This is a genomic window from Mucilaginibacter straminoryzae, assembly GCF_022953055.1.
GTDB lineage: Bacteria > Bacteroidota > Bacteroidia > Sphingobacteriales > Sphingobacteriaceae > Mucilaginibacter > Mucilaginibacter straminoryzae.
The window spans coordinates 356,297-378,945 of the sequence record NZ_JALJEJ010000001.1 but is presented as its reverse complement, the minus strand read 5'-3'; the positions used below and the strand labels follow the sequence as shown (position 1 = coordinate 378,945).

General features: G+C 44.8%; 16 protein-coding genes. 7 read left to right on the top strand and 9 right to left on the bottom strand.

What is annotated here, in order from left to right; genetic code table 11:
- Nucleotides 1-17: 17 nt before the first annotated feature.
- The gene (locus MUY27_RS01720; RefSeq protein WP_245128238.1) at nt 18-3,125 is read right to left on the bottom strand and encodes a SusC/RagA family TonB-linked outer membrane protein; all 3,108 of its coding nucleotides are present in this window, start codon (nt 3,123-3,125) and stop codon (nt 18-20) included.
- 513 nt (nt 3,126-3,638) lie between these two features.
- Here MUY27_RS01720 and MUY27_RS01715 point away from each other — a divergent pair.
- The gene (locus MUY27_RS01715; RefSeq protein WP_245128237.1) at nt 3,639-4,523 is read left to right on the top strand and encodes a helix-turn-helix domain-containing protein; all 885 of its coding nucleotides are present in this window, start codon (nt 3,639-3,641) and stop codon (nt 4,521-4,523) included.
- Nucleotides 4,524-4,621: 98 nt separating this feature from the next.
- Here the strand turns inward: MUY27_RS01715 and MUY27_RS01710 are convergent, their stop codons facing one another.
- The 6 genes from MUY27_RS01710 to MUY27_RS01685 all read right to left on the bottom strand — a co-directional run bounded on the left by MUY27_RS01710 (nt 4,622) and on the right by MUY27_RS01685 (nt 14,574).
- Nucleotides 4,622-5,734, bottom strand: coding sequence for an alpha/beta hydrolase family protein (locus MUY27_RS01710; RefSeq protein ID WP_245128236.1), 1,113 nt, complete (start codon nt 5,732-5,734; stop codon nt 4,622-4,624).
- Nucleotides 5,734-7,722, bottom strand: a complete 1,989-nt coding sequence (locus MUY27_RS01705) for a TlpA disulfide reductase family protein (RefSeq protein WP_245128235.1) — start codon at nt 7,720-7,722, stop codon at nt 5,734-5,736. The genes MUY27_RS01710 and MUY27_RS01705 overlap by 1 nt, the downstream gene beginning before the upstream one ends.
- A gap of 17 nt (nt 7,723-7,739) precedes the next feature.
- On the bottom strand, nt 7,740-9,125 hold the full coding sequence (locus tag MUY27_RS01700) for a RagB/SusD family nutrient uptake outer membrane protein (protein ID WP_245128234.1): 1,386 nt from the start codon (nt 9,123-9,125) through the stop codon (nt 7,740-7,742).
- 9 nt (nt 9,126-9,134) lie between these two features.
- The gene (locus tag MUY27_RS01695; protein ID WP_245128233.1) at nt 9,135-12,791 is read right to left on the bottom strand and encodes a SusC/RagA family TonB-linked outer membrane protein; all 3,657 of its coding nucleotides are present in this window, start codon (nt 12,789-12,791) and stop codon (nt 9,135-9,137) included.
- Nucleotides 12,792-12,828: 37 nt separating this feature from the next.
- Complete coding sequence (locus MUY27_RS01690; protein ID WP_245128232.1) at nt 12,829-13,854, bottom strand: FecR family protein; 1,026 nt, start codon at nt 13,852-13,854, stop codon at nt 12,829-12,831.
- Nucleotides 13,855-13,950: 96 nt separating this feature from the next.
- Nucleotides 13,951-14,574, bottom strand: coding sequence for an RNA polymerase sigma factor (locus tag MUY27_RS01685; protein WP_245128231.1), 624 nt, complete (start codon nt 14,572-14,574; stop codon nt 13,951-13,953).
- Nucleotides 14,575-14,652: 78 nt separating this feature from the next.
- On the opposite strand from MUY27_RS01685, the gene MUY27_RS01680 reads away from it, so the two are divergent.
- The 6 genes from MUY27_RS01680 to MUY27_RS01655 all read left to right on the top strand — a co-directional run bounded on the left by MUY27_RS01680 (nt 14,653) and on the right by MUY27_RS01655 (nt 21,270).
- Nucleotides 14,653-15,168: a Fur family transcriptional regulator gene (locus MUY27_RS01680; protein ID WP_245128230.1), complete on the top strand. Its 516-nt coding sequence runs from the start codon at nt 14,653-14,655 to the stop codon at nt 15,166-15,168.
- Between the two features lie 133 nt (nt 15,169-15,301).
- Nucleotides 15,302-15,616 carry a hypothetical protein gene (locus MUY27_RS01675; protein ID WP_245128229.1) on the top strand — a complete coding sequence of 105 codons (315 nt, stop codon included), beginning with the start codon at nt 15,302-15,304 and terminating at the stop codon, nt 15,614-15,616.
- Between the two features lie 40 nt (nt 15,617-15,656).
- Entirely contained in the window at nt 15,657-18,119 is a 2,463-nt protein-coding gene (locus MUY27_RS01670; protein ID WP_245128228.1) for a TonB-dependent receptor, read from the top strand.
- Between the two features lie 196 nt (nt 18,120-18,315).
- Nucleotides 18,316-19,026, top strand: a complete 711-nt coding sequence (locus MUY27_RS01665) for a LytR/AlgR family response regulator transcription factor (protein ID WP_245128227.1) — start codon at nt 18,316-18,318, stop codon at nt 19,024-19,026.
- Between the two features lie 104 nt (nt 19,027-19,130).
- The gene (locus MUY27_RS01660) at nt 19,131-19,571 is read left to right on the top strand and encodes an Atg14 domain-containing protein (RefSeq protein ID WP_245128226.1); all 441 of its coding nucleotides are present in this window, start codon (nt 19,131-19,133) and stop codon (nt 19,569-19,571) included.
- 40 nt (nt 19,572-19,611) lie between these two features.
- Nucleotides 19,612-21,270: a sensor histidine kinase gene (locus MUY27_RS01655; protein WP_245128225.1), complete on the top strand. Its 1,659-nt coding sequence runs from the start codon at nt 19,612-19,614 to the stop codon at nt 21,268-21,270.
- A gap of 22 nt (nt 21,271-21,292) precedes the next feature.
- Here the strand turns inward: MUY27_RS01655 and MUY27_RS01650 are convergent, their stop codons facing one another.
- Both MUY27_RS01650 and MUY27_RS01645 read right to left on the bottom strand, forming a co-directional pair.
- Entirely contained in the window at nt 21,293-21,925 is a 633-nt protein-coding gene (locus tag MUY27_RS01650; protein WP_245128224.1) for a flavin reductase family protein, read from the bottom strand.
- 1 nt (nt 21,926) lies between these two features.
- The gene (locus MUY27_RS01645; protein ID WP_245128223.1) at nt 21,927-22,643 is read right to left on the bottom strand and encodes an SDR family NAD(P)-dependent oxidoreductase; all 717 of its coding nucleotides are present in this window, start codon (nt 22,641-22,643) and stop codon (nt 21,927-21,929) included.
- Between the last annotated feature and the right edge of the window lie 6 nt (nt 22,644-22,649).

Genomic DNA, 22,649 nt, shown 5'->3' with positions numbered 1-22,649 from the left:
TATGATCAATTCGACACTTAAAATTTAACGTTCACGCCAAAGGTGTAGATAGCCGTAATAGGGTAGTAATTCGGCGAGTCGCCAGAGCCCTGCATGTTTTCAGGATCCCATCCCGGGTAGAAATGGTTCCAGCTGAACAGGTTCTGTCCGCCTGCAAACACCCTTAGTTTGTTGATATGGAGTTTCTGGGTGATACTTGCAGGCAGCGTATAGCCAATCTGCGCATTTTTTAACCGCAGGAACGTACCAGACCTGTTCCAGTAAGAGTTGGTTTGCACATTGGCACTACCCTGGCTAAGGTTGGTGATCTGAGGGTATTTTGCATTAGGATCCGGGTTTTTCGGTGTCCAGGCGTTATCAGCCTGCCATTGCTGGATATTACCCCCATTGTAGTAGGCAAAAGCCATGTACGAACCCATTTGTTCCTGGTAGCCGCCTAAGCCAGCAAATAATACAGAGAAATCAAACCCTTTATACCCCGCGTTGATATTTAAACCGTAAGATGTTTTAGGATTTTGGAAACCGATGATGGTACGGTCATAAGTGGCATCAACCTTGCCGTCAGGCACGCCGTTAGGGCCGCTGATATCTTTAAACCTGATCTGGCCCGGTTTACCTGCAATAGGTTGCGTAGGATAGCTTGCCACATCAGCAGCATCTTTAAATAACCCGTCAGCCACATAACCGTAAATCGGGTTTAAAGGCTGCCCCAGGAAGAAGTTAGGGATCACGGATTGCAGGTTACCGGCAATTTTAATTACCTGTTGCTTGTTGTAAGAGAAGTTTGGTGATACTGCCAATGTTACCCCGCCAATCTTCGCGTTATAAGTCAGGTTGGTTTCAAAACCTTTATTTCTTAAAGATCCTGCATTTACTGTCGGCGCGCTTAAACCCAATGTGCTGGATACTGGTACCTGGTAAAGAATGTCTTTCGCAGTTCTTTGATAAACACCGATTGAACCGTTCAGCTTACCCTTCCATAAGCCAAAATCTAAGCCAAGGTCGATAGAGGTGGTAGTTTCCCAACGGATATCCGGGTTAGCCGCAGAAGTTACTGCCGCACCAGGCGCTAATGTACCGCCGAAGTTATAACCCACACTGGTACTAATGTTGTATTGATAAGGATAGTTAGAGATGTTCGCATTACCCAGTGAACCGTATGACCCGCGAAGCTTTAACTCGTCAACCCAAACCACGTTGTTTTTGAAGAACGGTTCTTCTGAAATGCGCCATCCGGCAGATGCACCAGGGAAAAATCCGAAGCGGTGACCGGGTGCAAATCTTGAAACACCGTCTTCCCGGGCATTCAGTTCTAACAGGTACTTCCCTTTGTAATCATAATTTAGACGGCCAAAGTAAGACTGGAACGCATACTCACCACCTGATCCGCTGTTTTGTTGATTAGTAGTTGCACCTGCATTTAGTTGATACAACAGGTTATTAGGAAATTTATCGCGGTAGGCAGAGAAGCTATCATCGCGGTGCTCTTCCTGCGAGTAACCTAACAATACAGTAAAGTTATGCGACTTGATTGACTTGGTATATTTAGCAAGGGCGTTCAAAGTCACCTCGTGGCCGTCATAGAAAGCCTCTGACAAGTTATTAGGACCTACATAGGTGTTTTTATCCAGGTAAACATCAGCCACATAGGTAGTGTTTACGCCAGTATAATAGTGATAACCAGCGGTACCGCTTAATGATAATCCTTTAAGGATATCCCATGTCAGCATCGTATTTCCGTAGAAATTCTTACCCCTGAAATTATGGAAACCCGGGCTGGCCAGCCATGCTTCTGGCGAGTAGTTATCCTGGTGACCGTAAGTACCATCAGATTTTAACCCGGCATAAGTATTAGGCTCACGTACGGCAAACCCGATAATATTGGTGATACCACCGTAACTTGCCTGTGGCTCGTTTTGTATCTGGTTAAACCCGGTGATGCTGGTTTTCAGCGTCAGCCTGTCGTTCAACTTACTGTCTATATTGGCAAGAATGTCGTAGCGTTTATTATTGGTACGTGCAGTAATACCGTTATCGTTACGGTAGCTGGTAGAGAACAGGTAGGTATTCTTATCTGTCCCGCCGGAAAAACTCACGTTGTGGTATTGCTGGAAACCCGATCCTGAATTCAACAGGTCTTTCAGGTGATAAACGTTAGGGTAATTATCCGGGTCGGTACCGGCAGCGTATTTCGCCACAATATCCGCACTCGCACCTGTAAGTTGGGCATATGTTGCAGAGTTTACAAACTGGGGCAACTCGGTTACCTTTTGCCAACCCACATAGTTGTTATAAGCAATCTGGTTAGCACCAGCCTTGCCGCGTTTGGTCTGGATCAGGATAACGCCATTGGCCGCGCGGCTACCATAAATAGAAGCCGAGGCAGCGTCTTTCAAAACAGAGATACTGCCGATATTATCAGGCGCAACGTCATCTATCGATCCGGCGATACCGTCGATCAATACCAACGGGCTCCGGCCAGAATTAAAGGTACCGATACCACGTATGGTTACGCTTGATCCGTCACCACCTGGCTTGCTGCCTCCGGACTGTATCTGCACACCAGAAGCAAGACCGGCTAAAGCCTGCGAGGTTTGTGTAATGGGGCGGTTATCCAGTTGTTCTGATGAAACAGTGGCCACAGAACCAGTAAGGTTTACTTTCTTCTGCGTACCGTAGCCTACTACCACTACTTCGCTAAGCGAACGGTTTTCTTCTTTCAACTGCACGTTGACTACCTTCTGGCCATTGGCTGCAACTTCGCGACTCGTGTAGCCCATGAAACTAAAAACCAGGGTTACATTATAGTCCGGCGCACTGATGGAGTAGTTGCCCTGGGTATCTGTAGCGGCCCCTGTTGTACCGCCTTTAACTTTTACCGTAACGCCTGGTAAACCAACGCCATTTGCGTCGGTAACTTTACCGTTGATGGTTACTGCAAAAATTGATCTGTTTAGTAAATTATTGGTGGGCTTCATAGCGGAAATACCTGCAAATTTTGCAGCAGCCCCTTTTCCATTTGCACCATAGGCGCTTCCGGCCAGCGCGGTAATCATCAAAAGCGGGCAGCAACCTGTTTTGATAATTTTATGCCAGCTATTTAAGGATAGTAAATGATTATTCATACATTAGGATTGTTTTATTGTGAAAAATGAAACAAAAAATCCCCCTGCACCTGTAAAAAGGTATCACATCGGACGAGGGACGTCGAAAGGAGAAGTGGTGGAAGCACTTTTCCTTTCTCTTTTTTCTAAAGGAGCGTAACGTTTATTTTCTCATCGGCTTCTAATTTTAGGTTTAACTAATAATTGGTTTAATTAAGAGACCATTGCCGGCTAAATGCTCTTCTCATTCATCACGCCAATGGCATATATCTTTTAGCAAAATTTTGCTGTTTAATATTTATTAATCTATCTGCATGGCATCTACTCCGTGTATTAAATACGCTTTTCGATAGCCCTGCACGGTTGTAACCTATAATTGGTATGCTGATAATCTCTATTAATTGCGTTAGCGTTAATTAATTATCAATAATCAAATGTATTACACCACACTACCGTAAAATATGTTCAAATCCAACTTTTTTTTGAACGAAACAGATATTTTTTATAATTTTCGTTTTTACGTCCTTCAGATTTATGATCAAGCGCGTACTCAGGCATACCTTTTCCCTGCTTAATACAGACCATGTAAAACTTGGCAATAAGTGGAATTATAAAAACGTGATCAGCCCGTATCACCGGATCTACTATATTGACGAGGGTGAGGGTGAGATTTCTGATATGGAAAAGGTATTAAAACTGGAAGCAGGCTACCTTTACATTATCCCCAGCTTTACGCTATGTAACATGACCTGCCAGAGTTACCTTAGCCAGTACTTTGTTCAGTTCTTTGAAGAATCTTCAGACGGTATTTCCATGTTTGCTAATAACCGCTCGCTCTTTAAGGTAAAGGCCAAGGAAATAGACATGATTAATTTTAAACGCCTGGTGGAGATCAACCCGGGCCGGGGGATCAACCGGTCTGACAACCCGAAGGTGTACGAGAAAAATGTTTACTATAAGGAATACCAGGAGCTAAACAACCAGCAGAATATGGCCGATTTCCTGGAAACGCAGGGCCTGCTGCTGCAACTGGTTGCACGGTTTGCCACTGCCGAGGTATTTAAACAAAAAGATGTACGCTATATACCGGTAAAAATATTAGACTCGATCAGCTTTATCGCCGTCAATCTGCATTTATCACTTTCGGTTTCTTTCCTGGCCGAACGTGCCAACCTTAACCCCGAATATTTTTCCCGATTATTTAAAGAGTTCACCGGATCGCGGCCGCTTGCTTATATTAACGAAAAACGGATAGAACGTGCGCAGTACCTGATTGTGACCAGCCAGACCAACTATTCTGACATTGCCGAGCAAACAGGTTTTGAAAGCCTTTCGCATTTCTCCAGGACCTTTAAAAACGTGACAGGCCTATCGCCGCGCGCGTATAAACAACAGGTCTATAATAACGGCCCGCAATAATAAACTGGTGAACAGCCACTGATCACACAACTGTCGTTCAGCAACTATTCACCAGCTCTTTTATATTGATAAAAAGAGAAGGAGCTAATCTCCTAAAATCACTTAAAACGCTTCTTCACCCAGTCTGCGATTATTTTTAAAGCATCCGGCGAGAACGGTGCTTTTATGGAAGCATATTCTTGTGGTGTGCAAGTTTGGCAAGGCAGAAAAAGATGGTTTAAACCAGGGAGAGCGATCGTGGTAACATCCTTGTCATGACCGGCAGCGGGCAGGTTCTTCCAGTTTGCCAGGTTTTCTTTAAACGCTACCATTACATCCTTATCTCCATTCAAGGCCAGTATCGGGATATTTACTTTGGCCAGTACCGGTGCAGGGTCATACTTAATAAAAAATCGGTACCATGGACTGGTAGCCTGGTTTACGTAGCTCCAGATCGGGAAACGGAAATGATCAAACTGGATATTATGCGCTTTCACCCATTCATCGTCTGTCTTTTTCCAGTTCGCGTAACGTTCGTTCAGCACCTTATCTAAATTTGCGGAATCTGCATATTGTCGTGCCGCTTTGAACATGATCTCATTGATCTGGTTATAGCGGTTTTTATCATCATTACTAATGGGCGCCGCGTTCACCAAATCGCGGTTCTGCATAATCAGGGCATCATAGCCATCCATACACAAACCGGCAATACTGATCAGAAAAGCAACTTTTGGCTCTTTTGAGGCCGCTATTGCGATGCTCATACCTCCTTCGCTATGGCCAAGCAAGCCAATATGTTTCGGATTAACTTCGGGCCTTGTCTGCAAGTAATGAAATGCCTCTAATACATCGGCCGCGAAATCGCCTGTTGTAGAAGTGGCATAGTTGCCGTTTGATTTACCAACACCACGATCATCAACCCGTAGTACCACAATTCCGTTACGCGTAAGATAGTCGGCAATTTCTGCAAACATTTTATGCCCCGCCATTTTGCCATCGCGATCCTGCTGCCCGGTTCCCGAAACTAAAACAACAGCAGTATGTCGGCCAGGGCCATTAGGCATGGTAATCGTTGCGCCGTAGTGCAAGCCTGTTTGCTTACCCTCAAAAATTACACTGTCTGCTTTGTAAGGTAATGCGTTGTTATCTACTGTTTGACAGTTTGCCGGATTTAGTGAAGCGCAGGCCGCCATGCAGCCTGCGATCACTAGCTTAACTAACTTACTGATCATTATTTCTTTTCAACTTGCTTTGCAAATTCCACCATCTCAATTATTTCATCTGCAAGTGCAGTAGCGCTTCCTTTGTAGCCATCACTTAAAAAGCGCAGCTTGCCATCGGGCGCAATAATCAATTTCATGGGTATTCCAGATATAGTATAGGCTTTGCATATCCGTTCATAAACCTCGTCGTTCTGTTTAGATCCGGCCTTTCTGTTATCAAACAGAATATGGAAAGGGTAGTTGTTGTCTTTTATAAACTGGGCTACCTGTTGTTTATAAGCATCGCCGCGCTCTTCGGTGTCAACAAAATAAAACACCACATCAGGATCATTTTTATAATGCTCAACGGCCAGTTTCATACCCGGGAAAGAGGCTTTGCATGGTACGCACCATGTTGCCCAAAAATCAAGCACAACGGTTTTACCCCGCAGTTCTTTAAATTTCACCACTTTACCGTCAAGTCCTGTCATTTGCCAATCTGGCACATCATCATTGCGTTTCATCGCCTTGATCTGCTCAGCGCTTTTTGCTGCCAGTTCAGGATTTTTTAACGTATTCAAATACTTGTCAAATCCCTGCTCTGATTTATTATTGCGTACATAATCTTCTTTAAGCAGTTGCAGCATCTCTGGCGAACTCTGGTTCAGATAAATACTTTTTACCAGCACCTCGTTCATTTTTTGATATTGCCCGGCATTATTTAACAGCCATGCATAGTCATCATTAACCGAAGCCTTTTTATAATTCAAACTTTTTTCTGCCCTTGCAGCATACACCAAAGCCTCGTTATAATTTCCGGTTTTAAGTAACAGGTTGATATGCGTAGGCCATACGCTTGCCACTGTGAATTTCTCATATTGCTCCCGCCATTCCGAAGGTGACAAGTACCAGTATTCGGCAGGTACTTTATTCTTTACTTCTTCCATGCGGCTCACCAGCATTTTTGCATAAGGCAGCAACTTGCTACCCGGCAGATCCTTACGGTCATATGGTATCTGGATAAGCTTGTAATAAATATTAATTAATCCTGATATGGGTAAATCGTGAACATACTTTTCGATTGGGCCGTAGTCGCCTTTCATTGCCGAAATCAAAATAATGGCCTGGTAAACGTTCGTATAGCTCAGGTTATTTTGTATGTCAAACTGGGCATCGGTAGTTTGCGGGAACTGCTCTAAAAACCCGGTGGCCTTAACTATCATTTGTTCGGGCTTGCGTTCGCTTGTAAAAGCACGATAGGCCTTTAACCTTGCTAAGCTGCCTTTAGGGTATTTTGACAGGATAATATCGCCAAGCGAATCCGCAGATGACTTGCGGTTTAATGTACCCATATAAATCTGCCTGATACGCATCAGGTTGTCTTCTCCTCCGGTTTTATACAAATAATCAATTACACGATTGATACGTGGTATACCCTTTTCTTTTTGGTAGGCATACAAGGATTGCACAAACGGAACAGCCAGAACCTGGCTGGCCTCCTGCGGATGCCACTTTACTTCATTATTCAACCAGTAGTAAAAGGCGGTATCGGATATAGACAGGTTTTTATAGTAGTCTGGTATACCATAGCCACGACTTTGCGACCGTAGCAAGCCCCACCCGGCGTAAGCCCCTTGGGCATTCACGCCAGCATGTTCTGGATCCGTGGTCATTATCGCATACCCTTCGTTACCAACATCTGTGGTATCATCACTTTTGAATTTAAAAGCGGCCAAACCACATTGCTTATGTAAGGTATAAGATGCTTTGTAAACGCTACCAGAAGGTATCATTGGCAGGTCTGCTGCCTGCCAATGATAATTGTTATAACTATAAACTACCCCGCTGATGTTCTTCTTACCAGCTAAAGGGGTCCCTTGCGGGTCATAGGTAATCTGGATTGTTTCGCCAGGTTTAGCCCTTAGCGGTTCATAGGTAAAGTGTTTATCCTGCGCGCTCGCAAGCACTGATATCGCCAGCAGCGGCAGTATAAACAGCAGTTTGATGTTTCTGATCATTTTGTTTTCTTTCGGTATTATGGATTTTGCTGCATTTCAGGATTTAACTGCACCTGGTAAGGCGGTATCTGAAACACGTAACGGTTGCTATTCGGGTCAAGGGTATAAGTTACCCCACCCAGCACTCTTGTATAGGTTTTCTGAAATGCAGGCTCGCTTTTTAAACGGCGCATATCCCACCAGCGTAACATGCGACAGAAGAACTCGCGGTGCCTTTCATCAATAACAACCTTAAGCGCATCGGCAGAGGTTGAGGCTGTAGCCGCTGTGTAATCAGCAGGTTTGAAGCGTTTTTGCCTTAGTTTATTAACCCATAAAAGCGCATTGCCAACATCGTTGGTACGGGCGTAATATTCTGCTTTGATCAGCATCATTTCAGGCACGTTTGGCCCTATATTACGAGCCTCGCTATTGATCCTGTCCCGCGAAAAGAACCTTCCGCCTGCATCTGTGTATGATGCTGCAAAAGTTGCCGCATCTTTGGTAAACAGTACATAACGCTGGTCTTTAGTACCGAGCAGGTTAAGCAGATCATCGCTCAGGCGCATAATTGTAGGCTGATAGCCTACACCGCTTGACGCCACTTTTGACAACAAGATTTCCGGATCGCTTTTACGCAAAGGAAACGCAGATGACGCACTGTAATCGTTCAGGGTGCTTCTTGTCAGCAAAGCACTATCAGCATATTTATTGGCATTTGCATAATCATTCATATACAGGTAACACCTCGCCAGTTCGCCATAAGCCGATGCTTTTGAAGGAATAGTGTTAAAACTTTGCTGTGGCAGCAGGTTAGGCAACGCCTGGTTAAGGTCTGCGATGATCTGCGTATACACCGATTGGGAACTTGGACGTACGAGCGACTGCTGCGTAGTTTCAACCAATACCAACGGCACACCCAGATCAGTACCAGCTGTTGAAGTGTTGTACGGCTTTGCATAAGTGTTCATCAGCATCAGGTAGGCATCCGCCCGGTGTACTTTAGCTTCAGCAATCAGTTCGGCTTTATCTGCCGCAGTGCCGCCCGTACTTGCAGGAACTTCTTCGATAACGGTATTGCAATACAAAATGGTGTTGTACATTCCGTTCCACGCATCGTCTGTCTGGTAGTTACCGATTGGGTAAACAACCGGGTTCCATAAATAAGCTTTAGGGAACCAGCCGTAATAATCAGAGCCGCTTAAAGCTTTAACCTGGTTACTGCCGTCAACTAACTGAACGTCGTCAGAGGCAATATCATCTAACTTTGGCCCTTGTTCGTAAGCGTAAGTGTAGTTAAGCAGATAGCGATAATTGCTGGTTTCTTTTGGCACAAGTGATCCTTGTGTTTTGATGTCAACATATTTGCGGCATGATGATGCAGCAGCCGCTAACATTACGAATAGAAAATATTTTGATTTCATGACGCGCACTTAGAAGTTAAGGTTAATATTAAGTGTGTAAGAACGTGCCGCCGGTAAGCCCTGGTTACCGCCAACATAACCGACGAAGTTTGGATCATATCCTTCTTTATTAGCTGTCCAGATTAAGCCCAAATTATTGGCAGTTGCACCTACCTGTGCAGATTTGATCTTAAACTTAGACATCCATGCACCGGATAATTGGTAATTAAGCGTTAACTGGCGCATGCGCACGTAATCACCCTTTAAAACGTTGATATCTGAGTACTGATAACGGTACAAACTGTAGTTTACCTGGTTGACCGTGCCATTTAAACCCGGCACCACTGTTTTGGCTTCGTCGCCGGGCGCTTGCCAGCGTTTGGCAATATCCGCACTTAGATCATAGTTTGTTCTACTGTAAGCAGAGGTAATATAATTCTGGATACTTGGTTTCAGGAACACGTTACCAAACTGGTAGGTAAACTGTGCGAAAAGCGAGAACCTCTTGTAATTCAGACTTGTGTTAAAACCACCGTAGTATGGTGCTGTAGTACGTCCGGCGTATTTCAGATCAGAAAGTGAACCAAGCGTAGTTTGGGACGCCTTTACAATATTCCCGTTATGGTCATAGATCTGTGTAAGTCCGTTTGCGTCCAATCCGGCATTGCGGTATACAAACAGCTTATCTGTAGCATAGCCAGTGATGTAGGATATGCCAGGAGGGTAATAACCATAATAATTAGAATATAATGATTCGCTGAAATAGCTGCTTGTTACCTTATTGGTATTGTAAGAGAAGGTCATACCGGCACCCAAACTCCAGTCCTTAATTTTAAAGACGGTGCCGTTTAAGCCAACATCTATACCGTGGCTTTTCATAGAAGCGGCGTTACGTGTTAAATATGGACTGGTACTGCCTAAATAAACAGAGCTTGTCGGGAAAGAATAGAGCAGGTCTTTAGAGTTTTTATTGTAGATATCCACACTTCCGTTAAGGCGGTTGCCAAATAAGCCAAAATCAACACCAAAGTTGGTCACATAAGTTTTTTCCCAACGTAACTGCGGGTTAGCCGGCGCGATAATGGAAGCATAGGTTTGCCCGGTGGTAGCATCCGATGAACCTAAACTAATATAGGTATACGGATAAGTTGAAAGCGACAGGTTACCGTTAACCCCGTACGTTGCACGAAGCGCTAACTGGTCTAACCATCTTACATCTTTTAGAAACTCTTCCCGGTTGATATTCCATTTAAGACCTGAAGACCAAAGCGGTGTAGCACGATACTTACTGTCCAGACCGAAGTTGTTATAATCATCATAACGTACACTGCCCGAGATGATGTATTTGTTATTGTAAGTATAAGCTGCATTACCGAAATAAGAAAGGAAACGCCTTTTCATATCAGTAGCAGAGGGGTAACCGCCGTAATAAAATCCGGTAACATCTGTAGGGCTAAAGCCTGCAATGTAGGTATATGTTGGGGTGTTGCTGAAATTGATATTGCTGTTGGTTAAACCGGTTTGAGTGTTGTAACCCCAAAGGCCTAAACTATTCTGACCGTTATTGGTCTCGCGAATTTCCGTACCGGCAAGAGCAGTAATCTGGTGTTTACCAAACGTATAATTATAATCCAGTTGGGCACGTAAACTATAGTTATTTTGATTAGTGTTCACCTGGTTTAAATACCCGCCGTTAGTAATACCTAAACTATTGCTCACCGCTGTTGGATAAGTGAAATAGTTTAAAATATTGCGCATAAAATAGCTGTTAGGATCCTGATAAGTTCTGATCGCGCTAAAAGTCCGTTCGTTATTAAAAATGCCGCTTGCCGACAACCCCTTATAAATAGGAACCTTTAAATTGACGTTGAAAACGTAATTATTGTCTTTCTCGGTATTATCGTTGTAACCAAGCTCGTTCAAATAGTTGTATTGCCAGTTTTTGTATTTTGATGAAAGCGTAGACGTATAAGCGGGGTTCAAACGGTCATAAGAAATACCGTTACCGTTTCCATCCGCAATTAACTCATACGGCAGTAAAGTACTGTTTGAAGGGGTATAAAGAGAGTATAAGTTGAGGCCGTTATTTACCAGATTGAAGAATGACCCTTTAAAGCTGGTAGATAAAGTAGCCCAGTTAAATAGTTTCCAACTGTTATTTAAGGTTGCGGTTAAGCGTTTGCCATAGTCCCTTATTTCTGTAGGGCGTTGCTGGCTGTAAGAAACGCCGTAATAGTAGTTAGAGTTATCAGTGCCGCCGTTTACAGAGAAGTTGTATTGCTGGCTTTGTTCGCCCTGATAAAAATACTTGGAAATTTGCGAGCGGTTATCGATAGCGCTCCACGCTGCTACTTGGTTATCATATTGCGACTGGCTAATAGTACCCGCTTTAAGTTGCTGTGCCAAATACGTGCCCGGAGAAACCAGATAGCTGGCCGAATAATAGTCGGTTGCAGTTATCGCCGGTAAAAACCCGCGGGTAACCAATTCTTTTTCATAACCAAGCTGCTGAGCAGAGTTCATGGTTTTGTAGTAACTGATATCAGGCTTCTCACCAAAAGTAAGGGTAGTAGACAGGTTGATCGAAGGCTTTTGGTTTTGCTTACCTTTCTTAGTGGTAATTACAATTACGCCGTTAGCGGCACGTACCCCCCAAATTGAAGCAGCAGCAGCATCTTTCAAAAAGGTAATATTTTCAACATCATTAGGGTTAAGAGTAGCCAGGTCCATTTCTGTAATAGCACCATCCAACACAATCAACGGTGTTGATTCTCCAGTTAGTGTACTTCTTCCGCGTATGTTTGTCGAGTAATCAAAGGTACCTACGTTACGCACACCAGATTTTAGTGCCACCTGGGTAGTAGCAGTGGTGGATCCTGATTGGTAAAAAAAGCCGCGGTCGCCGGATAGCACATTGACTTGAACGCCGGGAACAAGACCTTCAATACGATCTATCAGGTTAGTTTGCGGACGTAAGGCGATATCGGCGCTGGTAAGTATAGCAGCAGAACCTGTTGAGCGTTCTTTTGGTAAAGTTTGGTAACCGTTACTGATAATATTCACCTCGTTAAGCATGGTCTTGTTAGCCTGCAGTTTTACAAAAAGCTTAATCTGGTCGCCAACTACAATTTCCTGGCTGTTATAACCAACCATACTAAACAAGATCACACTGCTGCTCTTCACAGCTGGTAAAAGAAAATCACCTTCATCGTTAGTCCGTGTAGCTTGGTTGGTACCTTTTACCCACACATTAGCATAAGCTATAGCTGTGCCGTTTTCATCGGTAACTCTGCCGCGTAAGCTGTGTGCATCATCACCCGTGGCAGACTTTGATACTGTAATAGCTACCGAATTTGCCGGGGCCATTCCTGTAAAAAAGGTACTGCTACGCGCTACTATAGAATAGGTATTTTCGCTAACGTACAGGAAGATCAGGTTGTTGGGATACAATACGTTCTTTAAAACGTCTTCCAGTGATTTACCTTTTAGCAGCGGGCGTGTGGTAAATTTATCGTCAAGTAAACCGTGTTCATAGGCAAAATGCGCATTAAACCTGGTCTCAATTTCCTTTACGGCTTCGCTGAGGGGAATTTGCGAAGCCGTCTTTTGTGCCGAAACGTTGAAGCAGCACCCTAAAAAAAAGGCAAGCAACAAGCATCCCGTTAATCGGGTAATAGTTTTGTGCATAAATCGATAGTTTAAAGTAGTTGGGTTTGTTAGTTAATTATTTTACATGATTTAGTTTAATGTAATAGACCCCATTGTTCCGCGGTTCCACGGTGGCATTCAATAAGTTGGCCAGCATATAAATGGTAGCGTCCTTACTGGTCATAGAAATGGTGCCGTCAATCCGCTTGTTTCCCAGTGCCGGGTTTTCAAGAATAATATGGCCGCCGTAAGTATCCTCGTAATTTTCGATAATACCGGCAACGGTTATCCCGTTAACAATCATTTGATTTTTGGTCCAGGCCAGCGGCTGGTTATTCATCCGGTTGATTGCCGTACGGACGATCTTCTTATCCTGGTACCTAACCGCCTCGCCCGGCGCAAGAATAAACTGCGGATTATTTTTACCGGTGCTCACACCGATCTTACCTTTGGTAAGGGATACCGTCACATGGTTACGACGGCTCTTTACGTTAAATTCTGTACCCAATACCTGCACCTGTACCACGCCGGCGTGTACCACAAATCGCTCGGAAGGTTTAACCTGCTGCGGCTGCTTATTAAGGTGCTGCACCCTAAAGAAAGCCTCGCCATTTAACCATACTTCACGTACGCCATGTATGCGCCATGCGCGGGGATAACGCAAAGCCGAATTGGCGTTCAGTTTAACGATACTGTTATCCGGCAGGGTAACCGAGCGCTGTTCGCCAAAACCGGTTTGAATAATAATTTGCGAAGTAACATACCAGTACCCGCAGGCAAATAACAGCAACGCAGCAGCAGCAGAATAGCTCCATATTTTAATGCGCTTTGTCATGACCGCTATTTTAGCCTGGCGGGCGATACGGCTATTAATTTTAGCCCATACTGCAGAGCGGTTCTCTTCGGTATCTTTAACAGGGGTAATACTTATGGCTGTCAGTATATATCTTCTTGCCTGGGAATACGTATCCAGATTGGGCGGATTGCTCACCACCCATTGCTGCCATACATCATCATTGCCTTGCGGCCCGTTTTTCACAAACCTGATGAATGAAATGTCTTCTAAAAAGTCATCAAACGAATAATCGTCAAATTTTTGCATGTATTATCAAACACTTTAAGGTGTTATCAATAATACAAAGCATCTTACTTCTGATTTTGACCCACGAAAAAGAAAAAATTTTAAAATAATTTAATATTATCTTAAGAAATGCCCTGCAGAAAGGGAAATTTCTATCCGATATGTAGCCAATAACATTAAAATATCGGATTTAGGGAGGTTCAATATTAATTTAAGCGCATCAATTGCGCGATATCCCAACTTATAGACTGCTCTTACAGATATATCCAGCAAATCTGCAATTTCTTCAAAGCTTAGTTCTTCAAAATAGCGGAGATAAAGCACTTCTTTTTGCCGCGGAGTTAGTTGATCCAGTGCATCCATCAGCGCTTTGGCCTGCAAACTCATGTTCTCTTTGCGGATATATTCAGATTCCAGGTTAAATTCTAACTGGAACTGGTTTAAGGTATCTGCATCTATCCCCTGCCAACGGGTATTTTGCGTAGCAGCCCTGATCAGCAGGTTTTTTAACGACGCCAGCAGGTAATATTTAATATTATCCGTCGAGTTTAAATTCTTCCGCCCCGACCAAAGATTGACAAACAGATCCTGGATACAATCGCGCACCAACTCGGGTTCGTTAACTTTCCGGAGGCCATAGCTGTACAGGTTCTGATAGTAAAGTGCATAGATGTCATGATAGGCTTGCTGGTCTCCCTGTAAAAACAACGTCCACAATTGCTGATCATTCATCTGCTCCATTGATATAAATCCTAAAGTTAGTAATTAGAATGATTAATTATCTGTTGATTTTATGTTAAAAAAGCTGCAATCGGGATAATGATCAAATGCAGACAGCATGTCGTTTACGCTATCTATGGTGACACACCGGGCAAAGCCGCGCTAAAATTAATCTTTGTATATTTGTATATGGTACAGGAATTCACGGAACTTCTGCAAAAAAATAACCTGCACGTTACATCGCCGCGCTTAACCGTGCTGGAAATGATTGCCTCTCGCGAGAGCGCAACCTCGCAGCCATACCTGGAGAAAAACATCAAAGAAGATATAGACCGGGTTACCCTCTACCGTATCCTGAAAACGTTTGAAGAGAAAGGCATTTTACATAAGATCATTGACGTCAATGGCACGGCTAACTATGCCATGTGTACGGATAATTGTGTAGCGGGGCATCATCATGACGAGCATGTACATTTTAACTGTACAAAATGCGAACAACTCTATTGCCTGAAAGATTTTCACCTGCCTCCGTTGCACCTGCCAAAGGGCTACACTGCTCAAAACATCAATATGCTGATCTCCGGCATTTGTGAGCACTGCAAAGACAAGCAGTAAGCTATTATTTTTAATACTGTCGGCACCATACCAGGTATTCTTGATGGCAACCCGGCAAACATTAGAAAAGGATTAGAATTTGCAACATAGCTGCGTTTAAAAGCTTTTATCATTAGCTTTGCTCATTAGGGCTGTGAAAAAGAATTTCCTCATCAGATGTATTGCCGTTGTACTGCTGTTTACTTTTGTTGCAGGGCAGCTGGCTGTTTCTTTACACACGCACCATCATGCTTCCTATACAAAAGCAGACCACGATCAGTCCAGGAAAGAAAATGACACCTGTAACATCTGTCATTTCAGTTCAGACCCGGTTTACTTCTCGTGTCAATCCTACCAGGCTATCAGGCTTGCGGTAAGCAGCTATCATTATCTTACAAAAAACACCTTATTTAAGCATGAAGTAGTTATTTATCAGAAATGTGGAAGGGCTCCCCCGGTTATGGCTTAACATCGCCATAAACACTTTTTAATTTAATCCAATCCACAATATGAAAATTAAACTATTTGCCAGCTTAATGCTGCTGATGCTTCCTGTATTTCTTTTTGCTTTACCACCGCTAACCAAACTCGGCGGAAAAATAACAGATGCCAAAGACGGCCATCCGATCTACGCCGCAACCGTGCGCATTCCCGACCTTAAACTAAACACCACATCAGATAGTAGCGGTGCTTACCATTTTAATAATCTTCCCAGAGGTACATACCTGATCCAGGTGAGCGCAGTTGGTTATCGCGCTATTGCACAAAACGTAAATTTAAGCAGCACTGCTACTTTAAATATCCAGTTGCAGACTTCTGCTGTAGAAATAAACGAAGTGGTAGTTACGGGCGTAAGCCGCGCTACAGAAATCAAGCGTAACCCGATACCAATCGTCGCCATTAGCAAAAGTTACCTGGACCAACGGGCGGCATCCAACAACGTGATCGATGAGATAGCAAACCTGCCCGGTATCAGCGCTGTAACAACAGGCCCGAATATTTCTAAACCGTTTATACATGGCCTGGGCTATAACCGCGTAGTTACCCTGCAGGATGGTATCCGCCAGGAAGGCCAGCAATGGGGCGACGAACACGGTATCGAGGTTGACCAGAATTCTATCGACCGTGTAGAAATCATCAAGGGCCCCGCCAGCTTAACCTATGGCTCGGATGCCATCGGTGGTGTGGTTAACCTGTTATCGCCGCAGCCCGTACCCGAAGGAACAATCAAAGGCGCGATCACAAACACCTACGGTACTAACAATGGCCTTTGGGATAACTCCATGAATTTATTCGGCAATAACAAAGGCCTGGTTTGGGGAACGATAATCTCTAACAAGGAAGCTAAAGACTATCAGAACCCGCATGACGGCCGCGTATATGCCACCGGCTTTAAAGAAAAAGATGCGCATGTGATGTTGGGCGTCAACAAATCATGGGGTTACTCTTACTTCCACGGCACCTTGTTTGACGACAAGCAAGACATCCCCGATGGCAGCCGTGATTCGCTTACTCGTCAGTTTACCAAACAGATCACCGATGCAGATCATTATCGCCCTATTGTCCCTAATAGCGAATTAAATTCCTACGCTATACCTGTACTGCACCAGCGGGTACAACTTTACCGTATTTATAACAACAGCAACTTTGTTATCGGGCCGGGTAACCTGATCGTTAACCTGGGGTACCAGTACAGCCACCGCCGGGAATATACCCACCCACAAGATGCAGATATACCCGGGCTAAACCTGCAATTGAACACCTATACCTATGATATCAAATATAACTATCCGTTAGGTAACGGCTATGAAACTACAGTGGGCGTTAACGGCATGTATCAAAACAACAGCCTGGGCAGCAACAGTACAGACTTCCCTATACCGGCCTACCATCAGTTTGATATCGGCCCGTTCCTGGTAGCCAGAAAATCATTCGGCAAATTAGATTTAGCAGGCGGTGTAAGGTATGACAGCCGCTCATTTACCGGCAAAGCAGCCTACATAGATACGACAAGGGCTTACTTCCCGTCTCTTTACACCGGGGGTAATCCAACGGCAACAGCTAATGTAACGCAGCAATTCCCTGCTTTAAGCAAAACTTTCTCTGGTGCAACCGGCAGCTTTGGCGCTACCTATAACTTCTCCAATGCTTTTGCAGTGAAAGCTAATATCGCCCGTGGTTTCCGCGCGCCAAGTATCGCAGAACTTTCTGCAAACGGACCTGATCCGGGTTCGCAGATCTATCACATCGGCAACAGCAATTTCAAACCCGAGTTTAGCTTGCAGGAAGACCTTGGTGCTTTCTTAACCCTGCCTTACCTCTCTGCAAGTGTAGAACTGTACAACAACCGCATTTCTAACTACATCTTCCAGGAGCAGGAGTTGAATGCTGATGGTTCGCCGGTAGTTACACAAGGGTATAATACCTTCACCTATGTGCAAACCAAAGCCCGGATTCAGGGTGGCGAGTTCAGCCTGGATGTACACCCGGTATCATGGCTGCACTTTGCCAATGCCTTAACCCTTACCTACGGGCAAAATTTAGGCAACGGCGAGAAAGTAGCAGACAGTTTAAAATACCTGCCCTTTATACCGCCGCTGCATACCCATTCTGAGTTGAGGGGTAATTTTGCAAAAGGGTTCGGCCATTTCAGAAATCTGTTCGCGTTTGCTGGCTTTGATCATTACAATGCGCAGAGCCGTTTCTTCTCTGCCTATGGCACCGAAACGTATACTGCCGGGTATAATCTGTTAAGCGCCGGTATTGGCGGCAGTTTATACAATACCAAAGGCAGAAACCTGCTTAGCCTGTTTATTGAAGGCACCAATCTTGCCAATGTAAGCTATCAATCTAACATGAGCAGGTTAAAATACTTCGACAATCCGACGGTACCTGCCGGTGTTCAGCCCGGTATTTTTAACATGGGGCGTAACATCAGCTTTAAACTGGTTATTCCGGTTAGCTTCATGTAACGTTCTTCGTCATCAAATCGATCGCCCGCCTGTTAGCCAGAGCGGGCGATTTTTATTTAGCACGACGTCAAATAGGCTGTTTGACCTAACCTTTTGTTAAAGAAAACGTTCTTCATCAACGGGGGTATAGGCTAAATAAAATAGACCCTTTTAATAAGAAGTTGCACCGCAGGCAACGCGATTGTAAATTAGTGGAATGGAACAAAGGCTTAACTGTTTAATAATTGATGACGATAAAGAAGTAAACGCCTGCGTTTCTGACATGGTTAAACAAACGCCGTTCCTTCATCTATCCGGTTGTTTTTTTGATACTGCCGAGGCATTGGATATCCTGGAAAAAGGCGGCATCGATCTCCTGATCCTGGATATTAACTTACCAGGCATAGATGGCGTTACGTTTGCCTCTACACTAAAAAACAGCGGTGTGTCTGCTCCGAAAGTCATTCTTATCAGTGGCTCGCGCGAATACGCCGTAGACGGGTACAAAGTAGACGCACTGGATTACCTGGTGAAGCCTTTCACCTACGAAGATTTTTACAAGGCCGCAATTAAAGCACGTTCGGCATTATCAAATAAAAAAACTGCACCAGCAGCTGATTTTCTTTTTCTGAAGGTAGAGCACGAACTGGTACGGGTAGACATTGCAGACATCTGCTACCTGGAGAGCTTTAAAGACTATGTGAAAGTATTCACCGCAAGCAAGACCATCACTACCCTCTCCACACTAAAAGCCATGGAAGAAAAACTGCGGGATCATGGTTTCTTACGCATTCACCGCTCTTTCATTATCAATCCGGCTAAGGTAGAATCCATACAGCATATGACGGTCAAGTTCGGTAAAACAACTATCCCTGTAACCGAACAATACCGGGACGATTTCCGGCGCGAATTTGCCGCCTGGCTCTGACGGCCCGAAAACCCTTTTCATCGGCTGGCACCGGGCTTCCGTCGAACCTGCTTTGTAAAAAAAGCAGCCTGTTGTTCTTTTGAGTATTATTAAAATGAACAGCTATGAAAAAGTTAATATTAATTGCCCTGGTACTTGGTTTATCTGTAGCCGCCAAAGCCAATAATCTAAAAGACAGCACCAAACGCGATACCGCAAAAATCAACGCGCAGGTACAGAAGTTAAATAAAAAACTTGCAGACCTACAGGAGGAGCTTGCCAAGATACAGCAGCGCCTGCCAGACGAACAGGCTGCCGCAGAGGAAGCCGCTTCCGAATCAAATAAAGCGCAGGAAAAAAGTCGTAAACAGGCTGCTTCTGCCGTAGGCGGCGACGCAGGTGATACCCGCAGGGCAGCCAAGGCTGCAAGAAAAGCAGACAGCCAAACCAGCGATGCCGAAGATGCGGCCCGTAAAGTGGAAAAAGATCAAAAGAAGATCAAGGAGCTGAATAAAGACATCGATAAGACCAAAGAGAAGATTGAAAAGCTTCAGAACGGTGAATAAACAAACTTTCTATGCCGGTTAGTGTTGTAGTGCCATTAATATGACGACACGGGACAACTTAACCGGCATTATCAACCGCTTGTTAATTATCTTCCTTTTATTCAGCCTGATTGTAACAGCCGGCTCGTTTATTCTTCGCCATAGTATCACTACCAGGCTGGATAAACTAAGCGGACAGTTGAACGCGCCGTCGCCGCAGAACAGGATCAGCGCGCTACTGCTTGACCTGGATATGGCTGAGAACAGCTTCCAGAAGGCCAGCAGTAATGGCGACGCAAAATATCTGACAGACTACCAAAAGAAGACAGACAATATTTTCCGGGAAATTTCTGCGATCACGGAGCACTACCGTAGCCAATCTGCTTCAAACCTGCCCGAAAGCCGTGAACAACTGGCCCGGATATTAGCACAAAAACTGGAAATATCAGCGCAGCTTTTCAAATTACGTACCAGCTTTGATTCGCTTGTCCGCGTTACAACCATAGAACGCCTGCATCAGAAGTCGTTGACTACACCCAAAGGCCAGAAAGAAGAGATTCAGACAGATTCTGTTATCACGACACATAAAGAAGCGAGCAAAAGCGGATTTTTCAGCAGGCTTAAAGACGCTTTCCGTGGTACGCAGTCTGTTAAAGTGATCACGCTCAGAAAGAAAAGCAAGGCCACTAATGATCTTTCTGAAAAACAGGCACGGGCGCTTCTTGCAGAATTAGGTTCACAATATGGCAGGCTGGCACAATCCGGGCAGGCTTTGGTACTGGCGAACTTAAACTTACTTACCAGTTTACGACAACTGGTGGGGCAATTGCAGGATATTGACCGCATTTCATCACAGCGCAGCCGCGAAGCTACTTTAAAAGCTTATGCCTCTGCCACCCGCGACCTGAATACCTTTTCGGGCATTGCCCTTGCGGCAATGCTTGTTTTTATTTTCCTGCTGCTGGTTTACGTTCGCCGCGCCACCTGGGCAGAAAGACGCATCAGGGTAGAAACCAAGCGGGCCATACAATTGGCCGGGCAAAAATCAGAGATCTTGGCTATCATGAGCCACGAGATCCGTAATAAGCTGATGGCCATTAACGGCGCTGTTTATACCCTCAAGAGAATCGGGCTTTCACAACAGCAGGAACAAAAGGTAAATACCATTAACCTGGCCTCGGGGCTGGTGCTCGAAACGGTGAATAACGTTTTAGATGCCAGCAAACTGGAGCAGGGTTATGCAGAAAGCAGAAAAAGCGGGCCGTTTGTTCCCGGTAACGCCATAGCCGATGCTGTGGAAGCTATGCGTTTCATGGCCGAAAACAAAAATATCAGCCTTACGCTTCAGCAGGATACAAGTACAGCCGCAACCATTATCGGCGATAGCTTCAGGCTGAAGCAAGTGATGCTGAACTTGCTGAGCAACGCTATAAAGTATACAGAAATTGGCGGCGTGGCAGTAAAAAGCGAGCTTACAAACGAATACGTACTGAAAGTAGAAGTAAAAGACACGGGGGCAGGTATTTCTAAAAACCAGCAAGACCGCTTGTTTACACCTTATTACCAGGCAGAAGGCCACAAGCCCGGCACCGGGCTAGGCTTATATTTATGCAGGGAGATTATCATAAAGCAGGGTGGCGAGATTACATTGGAAAGCGAGCCGGGAAAAGGCACCACTATTACCTTTTCAATTCCGTATGAAACTTCCGACACCCAATAAGCATCAGTAATTTAAATTAAATTTACTTTTTGGCACCGGTAGTTTCTGGCTTGGCGTAAGGCAACTTCGCTAAAAACTGCGGTTGGAAGTAACTATCGAGCCCGGTACCAGCTACCGTACCTGCAGCAACATGATCTATTGCTCCGTCGGTGAGGATTAGCTGATCATCGGTTATGATCAGGTTAATTTTCCCGATAACAATGGTGGTTCCGTTTAACTGCAGCTCTGTCATTTCCATTAGCTCTAACCCTATTTTAATGCCAGACTCTGCTACAAACGGTGGTTCGATACCTTCGTGGTAAAATTCGGTCAACCCGCACTCCTCGAACTCCGAAACTCCGGACGGATAACTGGCACTGGTTTGATGCGCTTTCTCGTAGAAATCTGCCTGTACGTTATTAAGCGTGTAAACTCCGGTGGTGCGGATATTTTTCAGGCTGTCATTATGGGGCCGTACCGGCCTGATCACCATGCCCAGAAGCGGTGGGTTAGAACCAAGATGAAAAACCGAACTAACAATGCATAAATTAGGTTTACCGTCAGTGCTGATCGTACCTAACAGGTTGAGCGGTTTATAGCCGCTGATACTGTTCATCATGGCGGTGCGGTAAAGCTTTTCCATTTCCGCAATATTTTGCCCGTTTATCACCTGCATATTAAAATGTTTTTAAATGCCCCATACCGCCATCGACAGACAACACCTGCCCGGTAATCCAGTCAGACTTATCAGATAATAAAAACTCGATGGCCTCGCTGATATCCCGCGGCTGCCCGTAACGGCCTAATGGGTGCCGTTTGGCTGATGCTTCTTTCTTCTCTGCCGTGTTCAGCAGCGTTGCCGCAAGCGGTGTTTCTGTGAGCGAAGGTGCTACCACATTTACCCTGATGTGCAGGCTTGCCAGCTCGGCAGCCAATGCGAGCGCAAAACCTTCTAAGCCCCCTTTTGCAGCAGCGATACTGGTATGGTAAGGCATCCCTGTTTTTGCCGCTACCGAACTGATATAAACTACCGAAGAACTTCCGGCGGCCTTCAGCGCGGGCAGGGCGGCCCTGCTTACCCGGGTAGCACCAAGGGTATTCAATTGATAATCATGCAAAAAATCATCATCGGTAAACCTGGTGAATGGCTTCAACTGTATACTTCCGGCACAATAAACAAAGCCATGCAGTTTTTCTGGCAGGAATGCGGCCAGCCCCTCTACAGGTTTTGAAAGATCAGCCTCCAGAAATTCAATACCTGCCGGCCATTCTTCAACCCGCCTGCGGGCTATAGCATAAACTTTTGCACCTTTTTCGGTAAGCGACTTCAGCAGGGCGGTGCCGATAGCAGATGATGCACCTGCAATTAAATAATTCTTATTCTCAATATCCATGGTCCG